Source organism: Dokdonella sp. GW821-FHT11D02 (assembly GCF_058808595.1).
Genome location: NZ_CM179520.1, coordinates 1,557,571 through 1,571,374, shown reverse-complemented (window position 1 = coordinate 1,571,374; position 13,804 = coordinate 1,557,571). Strand labels below are relative to the sequence as shown.

At 68.3% G+C, this 13,804-nt stretch carries 1 protein-coding gene; it reads right to left on the bottom strand.

The window, feature by feature from the left end:
• Nucleotides 1-32: 32 nt before the first annotated feature.
• Nucleotides 33-13,520, bottom strand: coding sequence for a beta strand repeat-containing protein (locus tag AC3QL3_RS06590; RefSeq protein ID WP_492897579.1), 13,488 nt, complete (start codon nt 13,518-13,520; stop codon nt 33-35).
• Nucleotides 13,521-13,804: the final 284 nt, after the last annotated feature.

Below are 13,804 nucleotides of genomic sequence, written 5' to 3'. Positions count from 1 at the left end.
CCCGAGCGCGGGAGAGGGGGAATGGCGAGCCCTCAATCGCGCCGACGTCTCAGTTGTGCGCCAGCCACCAGCATCAGCAACAAGCTCATCAAAGCCAGCATCCAACGCGCATCCACCGGCACCGGCACCTGCTCGATCGGCGGATTGCCCGACACCGTCGTCGTCGACGAGCTGCTGTCGTTGGCCGGGTCCGGATCGGGTGTGCTCGAGCTCGCCGTCGCCGTGTTTACGATCGTGCCTTGGCGGCCGGCGTCGATCGCATAGGTCGCCGTGAACGTCGTCGTCTGGCCGCTCGCCAGCGTGCCGAGTGTGCACGGGAACCCGCTCGCGCACGGCGCATCGGCGCGCACGAAGCTCAGCCCGGCCGGGGTCGGATCGGTCACCGTGACCGCGCTCGCCGCAGCCGGACCCTGGTTGGTCACGCTCAGCGTGTAGACGATGGTGCCGCCGGCGGCGGCCGTCGCCGGGCCTTGCTTGCTGATGCGCAGATCGGCCGTGTCGGGCGCCTGCGCAATCACCACGCTCGGCGCGACGTTGTTGGCCGGGACCGCATCCGGGGTCTGGCTCGCGGCGGTTGTCTGCAGCGTCCAGGTGCCGGGTTGATTGGGCGTGAACTGCGTCGTGCAGGTGATCGTCGCACCGACCGCAAGACTCGCCACCGGCGGTGCAGGCGTGCACGTGGTCGCGAGCGGGCCGGGGCCGGTCGAGTCCGGTCCGTTCGGTTCGGTCACCGTGCAGGTCGCTCCGATCGCCGGCAGCGGGCCGTTGTTGGTGCAGCTCGTCACCACTTCGACCGGCGTGTTCACCGATACCGTCTGTGTCGCGGCGCCGGTCGCCATCATGTCGGCCACCTGCCCGCTCGCGTCCACCGGCGTCTGCGCGGTCGCGCTGTCGTTGTTTGCGTTCGGATCGCTCGTCGGGCTGCTTGCCGTCGCGGTGTTCACGATCGGGTTCGCACCGGCGTAGTCGAGCGGAACTTCATACGTGCTGGTGATCGTCGCCGAGGCGCCGCTGGCCAGATCGCCGAGTGCGCACGGATACGCGCTGGTACACGCGCCCGCGTTGCCGACAAAGGTCAGGCCGGGCGGTGTCGTATCGGCGACTTGGACCGAGGCGGCCGTGTTCGGGCCGGCATTGGTCACCACGATCGTGTAGACCAGGGTGTTGCCCGGTGCGATCACGCTCGGGCCGCTCTTGGTGATCGACAGATCCGCGGTCGGTGCACCGACTTCGGTCACCACCGGCGGACTGGTGTTGTCGCTCGGCGTCGGATCGGTCGTGCCGGTCGGCGGCGTCACCGTCGCGGTATTGGTCAGCGTGGCCGGCTGGGTCGGCGCGGTCGCAGTGATCGTGATCGTGGCGCTGCCGCCGCTCGGCAAGGTCGTGATGGTGCCGGCGACGGTGTTGTCGAACGCGCCGCAAACCGCGCCGCCCGTCTCGTTGGCGCAGGTCGCTGTCGCATTCGTCAGACCCGCTGGCAGCGAATCGCTGACCGTCGCGCCGTTCGCGTCGCTCGGGCCCGCGTTGCGGACCACGAGCGTGTAGCTGACTGCGCCGCCCGCAGCGACTGCGGCCGGGCCAGTCTTGCTGATCGACAAATTCGCGCTGCGGCTCAGCGGCGCCGTCACCGTGCTGCTGTTGTCGCTGGTATCCGGATCGGCGGTCGGGCTCGACACGCTCGCGCTGTTCACGAGCGGGTCCGCGCCGGCGTAGTCCGACGGCACGCTGTAGGTCGCCGTCACCGTGATGCTGGCGCCGGCGGCAAGATCGCCGAGGTTGCACGGGAAGCCGGCCGCGCACGGCGCATCCGCCGAGACGAAGCTGAGGCCGGCCGGCGTCGGATCGGCCAGGCTGACCTGACCGGCCGTGCTCGGACCGGCGTTGCTCACCTGCAGCGTGTAGGTCACTTGGGTGCCGGGCGTCACGCTGGCGGGGCCGGTCTTGACCACGCTCACATCCGCCTGGCCGAGCGGCACGATCGGCACCTGGCTCTGGTTGTTGCCCGGCGTCGGATCGGTCTGGTCGCCGCCGGCGCTGCTCGCCACGTTGGTGATCGTCGTACCGGCCTGGTCCGCATTCACCGTCGCCACGATCGTGAGCGTCGCGGTCGCACCGGCGCCGCTCGCGGCCAGATCGCCGATCGTCCACAAGCCGCCGGCGTCGGCGTAGCTGCCCTGCGTAGCGGTCGACGACACGTAGCTCAGGCCGGCCGGCAATGCATCGATCGCCGTCACGTTGGTCGCGGCGCTCGGACCGTTGTTGGTCACCGTCACCGTGTAAGTCACCTGACCGTTCACCGGCGGCGCGGCGACGTCGACCGTCTTCACGACTTGGATGTCCGCCGACTGGCCGTTGATGGTCACGCCCGCCTGGTTGTTGTTGAGATTCGGGTCCGTCTCCGTCGCCGTGCCGGTGGCGATATTGGTGATCTCGCCGGGCTGCATCACGGTCGCGACGATCTGCAAGGTTTCGCTGGCGCCCGCATCGAGATTGCCCTCGGTCCAACGACCACTGCTGTCGTCGTAGGAGCCGTGGGAAGCGATCGAGGAGACATAGCTGAGGCCCGGCGGCAGAGCATCGTCCACCTCCACATTGGTGGCCGGACTCGGTCCGCGGTTGGTCACGGTGATGGTGAAGGTTACGTCGGCGCCGACGTTCGGCGTGGTGTCGTCCACGCTCTTGGCGACCTGGATGTCGGCCAGCGTGCCCGAGTTCAGGCTCGCACTGCCGGCGTTGTTGCTCGCATCCGGATCGGGCTGGTCGCCGCCGGTACGGGTCGCCGTGTTGGTGATCGCGCCGGCCTGCGTCACCGTCGCCACGATCGTCAAGTTGGCGTCGGCCGCGTTCGCGAGCGCGCCGACCGTCCACAGGCCGCTGGTGTTGTCATACGTTCCCTGACTCGGCGTGGCGCTGACGAAAGTCAGACCCAAGGGCAAGCCGTCGGTGATTTCCACGCCGGTCGCATCGTTCGGGCCATCGTTCGTCACGCTGACGGTGAACGTCACGGTCTCGCCGACGTTCGGTGCCGCGTTGTCGACCGTCTTGGTCACCGCGATGTCCGCGGCCGAGCCGACGTTCGTCGTCGCCGTGCCGGTGTTGTCGTTCGGCGTGGGATCGGTGGTGCCCGCGGGCGGCGTCACGCTGGCCGTATTGGTCAGCGTCTGTGCGCCGATCGGTGCGGTGCCGTTGATCGTGATCGTCACCGAGCCGTTCGCCGGCAAGGTCGGCACCGTGCCGCTGACCGTGTTGCCGGCCACGTTCGGGTCGGCGCAGACCGCGCCGCCGATCGGCGTGCCGCAGCTCGCGCTGACGTTGGTGATGCCGGCCGGAACCGCGTCGCTGTAGCTCGCGCCGCTCGCGACGCTCGGACCGGCATTGGCGATCAGCAAGGTGTAGCTGATCGGACTGCCCGAAGTGATCGTCGCGGGGCCGTTCTTGACCAACGAGACGTTCGCCACCGGCGTCACTTGCGTCTGCACCGGCGGCGTCGTGTTGTTGCCGGGCGTCGGATCGGTCGTTCCTGCTGGCGGGTTCGCCGTTGCGGTATTGCTCAGCGTCGTCGCATCGTTCGGCGCGGTGGCCGTGATCGTGATCGTCGCGCTGCCGCCATTCGGCAGGGTCGTGATGATGCCGGCGACCGTGTTGTCGAAGCTACCGCACACGGCGCCGCCGCTGCCGGCGCAGCTTGCCGTTGCATTGCTCAGGCCGGACGGCAGCGGATCGCTGACGGTGGTGCCGTTCGCGTCGCTCGGGCCGGCGTTGCTGACCACGATCGTGTAAGTGATCGTGCCGGCCGCGTTCACTGTCGCCGGACCCGTCTTCGTCACCGACACGTCGGCGCTGCCGCTCAGTGCGGTCGTGACCGTGCTGCTGTTGTCGCTGGGATCGGGGTCCGTGATCGGGCTCGATACCGTCGCCGTGTTCGCGATCGTGCCGCTCTGGCCGGACGGAATCGTGTAGGTGACGTTGATCGTCGCGCTGGCGCCGGCGGCGATGTCGCCGAGGTTGCAGGGGAAGCCGCTCGCACACGGCGCGTCGGCCGAGACGAGGGTCAAGCCAGCCGGTGTCGGATCGCTCAAGCTGACCAAGGTCGCCGTGCTCGGACCGGCGTTGCTGACCACCAGCTGATAGCTCACCGTCGTGCCCGGCGTTGCGCTCGCAGGTCCGGTCTTCGTCATCGTCAAATTGGCCGAGCCGACGACTTGCGTTTGCACCGGCGGAGTCGTGTTGTCGCCCGGCGTCGGATCGGTCGTGCCTGCCGGCGGCGTCACGCTCGCGACGTTGCTCAGGGTCGCCGGTTCGTTGGGGGCGGTGGCGGTGATCGTGATGGTCGCGCTGCCGCCGCTCGGCAAGGTCGTGATCGTGCCGGCCACCGTGTTGTCGAACGCGCCGCAGACGGCCCCGCCGCTTGCGATGCAGCTCGCCGTTGCATTGGTCAGGCCGGCCGGCAAAGGATCGCTGACCGTCGTGCCGTTCGCGTCGCTCGGGCCTGCGTTGTTGACCACGATCGTGTACGCGACCGTGCCGCCCGCGGTGACCGTCGCCGGACCGCTCTTCGTGATCGAGAGATTCGCCAGCGGCGTCACTTCGGTCTCGACCGGCGGGCTCGTGTTACCGCTCGGATCGGGATCGTCGCTGCCTACCGGCGGCGTCACGCTCGCCGTATTCGTCAGCGTCGTCGCGTTGTTCGGCGCCGTACCGGTGATCGTAATCGTCACCGATCCGTTCGCCGGCAAGGTCGGCACCGTGCCGCTGACCGTGTTGCCCGTGATGGTCGGATTCGCGCACACCGCTCCGCCGGTCGGTGTGCCGCAACTTGCCTGCACGTTCGTAATCGCCGCCGGTACCGCGTCGCTGTAGGTCGCTCCGTTCGCCGCGTCCGGACCCGCATTGCTCACGACCAGCACGTAGGTGATCGTGCCGGCCGCTTCGATCGTGGCCGGGCCGCTCTTGCTGATCGACACGTCCACGCTGGCCGGTACCGTCACCGTCGCGCGGCCTTCGTCGTTGCTCGGCGTCGGGTCGGTCTGATCGCCGCCTGCGCTCGTCGCGACGTTGGTGATCGCGCCCGTCTGCGCCACCGTCGCGGTGATCTGCAACGTCGCCACCGCGCCGGCGCCGGTGGCGGCGAGATCGCCGACCGTCCACGCACCGGTCGCGTTGTCGTAGCTGCCTTGGCTCGGATTGGCGCTGACGAAGGTCAGGCCCGCGGGCAACGCGTCATTGGCAGTGACATGGGTCGCCGCGTTCGGACCGAGGTTGGTCAGCGTCACCGTGAAGGTCACGTTCTGACCCAGCAGCGGATTGGCGTTGTCGACCGTCTTCAAGACTTGCAGATCCGCGGCCTGACCGTTCGGTGTCACGCCCGATTGGTTGTTGGCGCTGTTGGGATCGGGTTCGTTCGAAGCCCCGGTCGCGGTGTTGGTGATCGCGCCGGCTTGGGTCACCGTCGCCACGATCGTCAGCGTCTCCTGCGCATTCGCCGCGACGTCGCCAACCGTCCACAGGCCGCTGGTGTCGTCGTACGTGCCGAGACTCGGCGTCGCACTCACGAACGCGAGGCCGGCGGGCAGCAGATCGGTCACGTTGACGCCGGTGGCCGGGCTCGGGCCGGCGTTGCGCACGGTGATCGTGAAGCTCACGTTCGAGCCCAGGTTCGGCGTCAATGTATCGGCCGTCTTGTTGACCTGGATGTCCGCGAGCAGACCGCCGTTGAGCGCTTCGCTGTCGGCGTTGTTGCTGGTATCCGGATCGAACTGGTCGCTCGCGCTGACCGTCGCCGTGTTTACGATCGCACCGGCCTGCGTCACGCGAGCGGTGATCGTCACCGTCGCATTGGCGCCGTTCACCAGCGTGCCGACCGTCCACAGGCCGCTCGTGTTGTCGTACGTGCCCTGACTCGGCGTGGCGCTGACGAAGGCGAGTCCGACCGGCAGGCCGTCGGTGATCGCGACATTGGTCGCGTCGTTCGGGCCGTCGTTGGTTGCGGTCACCGTGAACGTCACGTTCTCACCGACGTTCGGTGCCGCGTTGTCGACCGTCTTCTGCATCGACAGGTCGGCGGCCGAGCTGACGTCGGTGCTGGCGCTGTCGGTGTTGTCGGCCGGATCGGGATCGGTCGTTCCTGCGGGCGGCGTCACGCTGGCGCTGTTGGTCAGCGTCTGTGCGCCGATCGGCGCGGTGCCGGTGATCGTGATCGTCACCGAGCCGTTCGCCGGCAAGGTCGGCACCGTGCCGCTGACCGTGTTGCCGGTCACGTTCGGATTGGCGCAGACCGCGCCACCCGTGGGCGTGCCGCAGCTCGCGCTCACGTTGGTGATGCCGGCGGGGACAGTGTCGCTGTAGCTCGCGCCGTTCGCCACGCTCGGGCCTGCGTTGGCGATCAGCAAGGTGTAGCTGATCGGGCTGCCCGAAGTGATCGTCGCGGGACCGCTCTTGACCAGAGACACATTCGCGCTCGGCGATACCGTCGTGTTTACGCTGCTCTGATTGTTGCCGGCACTCGGATCGGTCACACCGGCCGGCGGCGTCACGCGCGCCGTGTTCGTCAGCGACGTCGCATCGTTCGGCGCCTTCGCTGTGATCGTGATCGTCGCGCTGCCGCCGCGCGGCAAGCTCGTGATCGTGCCGGCCACCGTGTTGTCGAAGCTGCCGCAGACCGCGCCGCCGCTCGCCGCGCAGCTTGCTGTTGCGTTGCTCAAGCCGGCCGGCAAAGGATCGCTGACCGTGGCGCCGTTCGCATCGCTCGGACCCGCGTTGGTCACCACCAGCGTGTAGGTCAAGGTCTGACCGGCGGTCACCGGCGAGGGCGTCGCCGTCTTCACGATCGACAAGTCCGCTGTCGCCGCCAGCGTCGTCGTAACTGTGCTCGTGTTGTCGCTGGGATCGGGATCAGCAGTCGGGCTCGATACCGTCGCGGTATTCGCGATGGTGCCGCGCTGGCCGGACGGAATCGTGTAGGTAACGTTGATCGTCGCGCTCGCGCCGGCGGCGAGACTGCCGAGCGTGCATGGGAAGCCGCTCGCGCACGGCGCGTCGGCCGAGACGAGGGTCAAACCCGCGGGCGTCGGATCGCTCACGCTGACCGACGTCGCCGTGCTCGGACCGGCATTGCTGACCACCAGCTGATAGCTCACCGTCGCGCCCGGTGTCGCCGTCGCAGGTCCGGTCTTCACAACGCTCACGTCGGCCGATGCGTTCACCGGCACGCTGACCGTACCGCTGCAACGTGTTGCGGCCGGACAGCCGGCGTCACCGCCGCCGCTCGCAGTCGCGGTGTTGTTGCCGTTGGTCGCATTCGCGGCGACGGCGACGTTCAAAGTCAGCGTCGTACTCGCCGTGGCCGCCAAGGTGCCGGAGAACACGCACGAAAGCGCCGGGCTTCCGCTGCAATTCCAATTCGCACCGCTCGCGCTGACCAGCGTGATGCCGGTGGGCAGCGTGTCGGACAGCGTGATGTTGCCCGCCGTCGGGCCGGCGCCGTTGTTGGTGACAGTGATCGTGTAGCTGGCCGGCTGGCCGACCGTGAACGGATTGGGCGTCGCCGTCTTCGTTACCGTCAGTTGCGGTTGCAGCAAGGTCGTCGTCGCGGCGCCGGTATTGTTGTTCGGCGTCGGATCGGTGGTTCCGCTCGGCGGTTGTGCCGTGGCGTTGTTGGTCACCGAGGTGCCGCTGGTCGGCGCGTTGCCGCTGATCGTGATCGTCACGCTGCCGCCGCTCGGAAGCGTTGCGATCGTGCCGCTGACCGCATTGCCGGCGACCGTCGGCGCCGAACACAGCGCGCCGCCGGTGACCGGGCCGCAAGCGGCTGTGACGTTGCTGATGCCGGTCGGAACCGTGTCGTTGTACGTCGTGCCGTTCGCATCGCTCGGACCGGCGTTGCGGATCACGATGCTGTAGCTGATCGCGGCACCGTAGCCCGCGCTGGCCGGGCCGGTCTTCGTCACGCTGATGTCCGCGCTGGCGACCGGTGTGACCGTCGCCGTGCCTTGATTGTTGGCCGGATTCGGATCGGTCTGGTCGAGCGCGTCGAGACTCGCCGTGTTGGTCACGCTGGTATCGGTGTCGACGGTTGCGACGATGGTCAGCGTTGCGACGGCGCCGCCGCCGCTGGCGGCGAGATTGCCGAGCGTCCACACGCCGGTCGCTTCGTCGTAGCTGCCCTGGCTCGGCGTCGCACTGACGAAGCTCAGTCCGGTCGGCAACGTGTCGACGATGCGTACGCCGGTCGCCGCGCTCGGACCTTGGTTCGTTGCCGTGATCGTGAAGCTCACGGTCTGGCCGCGTGTCGGGTTGGCCTGGTCGACCGTCTTCAACACTTGGATGTCGGCCGACTGACCGTTGATGGTCACGCCGCTGCTGTCGTTGGCGGTGTTCGGATCGTGCTGGTCGGAAGCGGCGATCGAAGCGGTGTTGGTCAGATCACCTGCTGCGGCGACCGTCGCCACCACTGTCAAGGTCGCGTCCGCGCCGTTGGCCAGCGCGCCGAGCGTCCACACGCCGGTGACGCCGTCGTAGCTGCCGACCGAAGCGGTCGAGGAGACAAAACTCAAGCCGGTCGGCAGCAAATCGTCGACGACCACGCCGCTCGCAGCGTTCGGGCCGGCGTTGTGCACGGTGATGGTGAAGCTCACTTGCGCGCCGAGATTGGGTGTCGACGTGTTCGCCGTCTTGTTCACCTGCAGATCGGCCGACGGCTGCGCGTTCAACAGCGCTGAACCGGCGTTGTTGCCGCTATTGGGATCGAACTGATCGCCGGCGGACTTCGTCGCGGTGTTGGTGATCGCACCGGTCTGGATCACGGTCGCCGTGATCGTCAGCGTCGCATCGACGCCGTTGGCGAGCGCGCCGATCGTCCACAGTCCGGTCGTGTTGTCGTAGCTGCCCTGACTCGGCGTCGCGGAAACGAAGACGAGGCCGCCCGGCAGCGCGTCGGTGATCGCCACGCCGGTCGCATTGCTGGGACCTTGATTGGTCGCCGTGACGGTGAACGTCACCGTCTCGCCGACGTTCGGCGTTGCGTTGTCGACAGTCTTGCTCACCGCGATGTCCGCCGATGCATTCACCGGCACGCTGACCGCGCCGCTGCAACGTGTTGCGGCCGGACAGCCGGCGTCACCGCCGCCGCTCGCAGTCGCGGTGTTGTTGCCGTTGCTCGCGTTCGCGGCGACGGCGACGTTCAAGGTCAGCGTCGTACTCGCCGTGGCTGCCAAGGTGCCGGAGAACACGCAGGAAAGCGCTGGGCTTCCGCTGCAACTCCAATTCGCACCGCTCGCGCTGACCAGCGTGATGCCGGTCGGCAGCGTGTCGGACAGCGTGATGTTGCCCGCCGTCGGGCCGGCACCGTTGTTGGTGACAGTGATGGTGTAGCTGGCCGGCTGGCCGACCGTGAACGGATTGGGCGTCGCCGTCTTCGTCACCGTCAGTTGCGGTTGCAGCAGGTTGGTCGTCGCGGTGCCGGTGTTGTTGTTCGGCGTCGGATCGATGGTTCCGCTCGGCGGTTGTGCCGTGGCGTTGTTGGTCACCGAGGTGCCGCTGGTCGGCGCGTTGCCGGTGATCGTGATCGTCACGCTGCCGCCGCTCGGAAGCGTTGCGATCGTGCCGCTGACCGCATTGCCGGCGACCGTCGGCGCCGAACACACCGCACCGCCGGTGACCGGGCCGCAAATCGCCGCGACGTTGCTGATGCCGGCCGGAACCGTGTCGCTGTACGTCGTACCGTTCGCATCGCTCGGACCTGCGTTGCGGATCACCACGCTGTAGCTGATCGCCGCACCGTAACCGGCGCTCGTAGTTCCGGTTTTGACGACTTGGATATCGGCCTGTCCCGATCGCGTGTCCGTGTCGGTGGCCGAATTGTTGCTGGCGTCGGGATCTTGCAGATCGCTCGGCGCGGCGATCGTCGCCGTGTTGACGAGGTCGCCGCTCGTGTTCGCGGCGACTGTGCCGGTGAGCGTGAACGTCGCGCTGGCGTTGGCCGGCAGGTTCAGGCTCGCCGCGATGTTGCCGCTGCCGCTGGCCGGGCCGCTGGCGCCGCCGGCATAGACGACGCTCCAGTTCGCATTGGTGATCGACGCCGGCAACAGGTCGGTAACGGTCGCGCCGTTCGCCGCTTCCGGGCCGGCGTTGCGCACCACGATCGTGTAGCTGATCGGCGCGCCCGGCGTGTAGGTCGTCGCGCCGTCGGTCTTGCTGATCGAGAGGTCCGCACGGCGGCGGGTGTTGGTGTAAGTGCAGGTCGTCGCGGCCGTGTTCGAAGAGATCGTGATCGTCTGCGGCGGCGCGGCGGCGGCCAGTGTGGTGCCGCCGCTGCAAGCCACCGTCGTCGTGTACATCGCGGCGCTGGCGCCGCCGCCGAAGGTCTCGACCGGCAGGGTGATTTGATCGCCGGCGCGCAGAGTCACCGCCGTACCGGTCGCATTCGCTGGTGCGGTGGCGGTGAAGCTTGCGCTGGCCGAACCGCCGCTGCTGGTCGCGGTCGCGGTATGGCCGTTGCTGCCGTTGACCCAAGTCTTCGCCAGCGCGAACGATTGCGTCTTGCGCGTGTTGGTCTGCGTGCAGACGATCGCCGTGTCGGACGCGGCGATGCTGAGTCCGTCGTTCGGATTCGTATCGGCGGCGCCGGTGCAGCTCAGCGTTGCGGTGTAGTCGGTCGCGGTGCCGGTGCTGAAGACTTCGGCGATGGTCGCGGTCTCGCCGGCGAATACAGCGACCGCGCTGCCGCTATCGGTTTCGTTGGCGGTGTTGGCGACCGCCGCCAAGCTCGCGTTGTTGGCGAGACCCGTGGTCGATACGGTCACCGCGTCGTTGAGCTTGGCGTTGACCCAGGTCTTGGCCAACGTCAGCGTGCGGCGCGTGTTGGTGAAGGTGCAGCGGATGTTGCTGCCCGGTGCGGTCGCGGCCGCGTCGAGCAGGACGCTGCCGCCGCTGCTGCCGTTGCCGGTGATCGTCGGCGTCGCGCTGCCGCCGGTACCGAGACCGGTACAGGCGATCGAACTCAGCGCGAAGCCGGCCGGCGGCGCGGCTTCGCTGATCGTGGTCGCGGTCAATCCGGCGGTCAGCGTCTGCACCGCCGCGGCGACGCCGGTGCCCGGCGTGACGGTGGTGATGTTCTGGTTGGCGAAGCCGTTGTTGCCGCTGAAGGCGAAGCTGCCGACGCCGCCGTTGCTGACCTTGGTGATCTGCACCGTGGTCGACGCACGTTTGGGATTGCTGATCGTGCAGGTGATGTCGTCGCCGGCCGCCGGCGTCAGCGCGAAACTGCTGCCCTGCCCGCTCGGCAGCGGCGTGGTCGAACCCGCCGTCGCATTGGAGCAGCTGATGCTCGGGTTGTAGAGGCCGAGGATGGTGCTGCCCGCGGCCGCCTCGGACAAAGTGTAGGCGCCACCGCTGTCGGCGGGATTGAAGTCGGCTACGCCGGTGGCGGTATTGCCGCTGCCGGTGGTCGTCACCGTGGCGCTGGCCGCAGCGCCGCCGCGCGGCCCCGCGATCGTCAGCTGGAACTGGTCGCCGCTCAGCACGCGGCCGTCGGGCAGCGCCTTCTGCAGGCGGATGCGCGGACGCGCGTTGGTGAAGGTGCAGACGTAGTTCGAGTTCTCGGCCACGCTGGCGCCGGGAATCGTCAGCGTGCTGCCGGCCAAGCTGCCGACCGGCGCGCCGCCGAGCGTGCACGCCGCCGCTTGCAGGCCCCAGCCGGCCGGACCCGAGGATTCTTGGATCGTCACCGGCGCGCCGATGCCGCTGGCCGGAATCGTGAAGGACTGCACTCCGGCGGCGGGATCGCCGTCGACCTGCACCGGCGTGCCGGCCGCTGCGGTCGTCGCGCTGCCGCTCGTCTGCGTGGTGTTGCTGAGCGCGAATCCGAACGGGCCCGCGGCCGCGCCGAGCGTGACCTTGCTCAGGGTGAGCGTGCTGCCGCAGACCGGGTCGACGTCGAACACGGCGCTGTTGTTCGCCGCACCGCCCGGCGCCGGCGAGACGAAGCCGCTGCGCACCGAGCTGCCTTCGGCGAACGGGCTCGGCGTGGTGATGGTGGAGGTATTGCGGATCGCGGCGCAGTTCGGCGCGCCGCCGGCGACCGCGTTGATCGTGTAGCTGATCGAACCGCCGGCGGCGGCATTGCCGGCCGGCAGGAAGGCATTGCCGCTGAGCGCACCGCTGCCGCTGGTGCTGCCGTTGACGGCGCCGCCGGGACAGCTCGCGCCGCCGCTTGCCGTGCAGGTCCAGCTGGTGAAGGTGATGCCGGTGGGCACCGCGTCGCTGATGGCTGCCGTCACGTCGTGCGCGGTGGTCGCGCCGACCGTGGTGCGCGCGGTGTTGTTGGCGTAGACCACGCTGTAGGTGAACGGCACGCCGGGCAGCGGCGCGGCCGTGCTGGCGGACTTGGTCGTGCGTAGGTCGACGTCGTCGTCGAGGATGGTGTAGGTCAGTGTCTGCGTCGCGGTGCCGCCGCAGGTCTGGCTGTTGGCGACCGTGTAGTTCGCCGGCTGCGGCTGTACGGCCAAAACGATCGTGCGGTTGTTCTCGATCACCGCGTTGTCGATCAGATTGATGCCGACGTTGAAGCGGCTGCTGGCGCCGCCGTCGTAGTTGCCGGCCGGAATCGTCACGCTGAAGGTGCTGCCGCCGCCGGGCGTGGTGAAGTCGGTGCCGAGCACCGCGGTGCTGCTCGGGTCGATCTGCAGACTGACGGTAAAAGCGGTGGCGACGTTACCGGTCACTGCCAGCGCCGGCGTGTTGACTGCGCCGCTCGATTCGCGACCGGAATTGATGCTCGGCAGCAGTTCGACGTACGGCGTCAGAAAGACCTGGATGCGATCGAGGAAATTGCCGCTGCTGATGCCGCCTTGCGCACTGATCGCCTCGAAGCCGAAGTTGTGTACGCCGGTGGTGCCGTTCCAGGTGAAGGTGCCGGTGTAGTCGGCCCAGGTGCTGGTCGTGGTCGGCGCATCGCAGGTCGCGCCGCCGATGCTGCCGGTACCGCAGGAACCCGCCGGAACCGAGCCGGTGCCGGAGGGATTGGTCGAGCCGCGCATGATCTGGTTCGACGAGGAGTCGATGTTGAACGACATCACGTCCGCGCCCGGACCGCTGCGGCCGCGATGGCTGAGCTGCCAGCGCACTTGTTCGCCGTTGGTCACGCAGATGTTCTGGAACAGGCGCGACGCCTGTTGCGCGTTCAGCTCGGCGAAGTTGACGCCTTCGCGCGCCGGCACGCCGCCGAAATTGGTGCGCCACAATTCGATCAGCGCGCCGGTCGCCGGCAGCGGAGCCGTGCAGGAGCCAGTGCCGGTGGCCGAAGGATGATTGGAGGTCCAGCCGAGGACACTCGCCTCGGGAATCTGCACGTAGCAGCCCACCGCCGGAGCCGCTGCGGTCAGGGTCGGTTGCTCGAAACCGAGGTTGAGGAAGCTGCGCTGCACCTGCGCGTGCGCGAGATGCGTGAAGCTCGTTGCGCTCACGGCGATGGCAAACAAGCCGGCGAGCTTGCCGCTCGCGTTGGCACTGACTCTCGATTTCATGATTCCCCTGACGACATGCGCATTCGAAGCACTGAGGGCGCGGAGCGTCATTGGCGGGAAAATCACTTCGTGCTGGGTCGCACGCTTCCCGTGTCCGATCTGTGGCCGCACCCTGGAAGCTATTGTGCGAAGTAGTTCACACACCAAAAGCAAACAGTTGTGCCGTGCGGCAAAACGGTGTCAGGTTTTCACGCTATTTCACGATGCCTTGCGCGCCGTGAGGCGAAAGCGTTTGAAAGCGCGGTCGAGTTCGGGCTGTGTCGGCGGCGATGGCGAGTCGGTAC

Excerpts from the sequence above, each read along its gene's own strand:
- AC3QL3_RS06590 (WP_492897579.1), bottom strand. The coding sequence starts at position 13,520 with ATGAAATCGAGAGTCAGTGCCAACGCGAGCGGCAAGCTCGCCGGCTTG.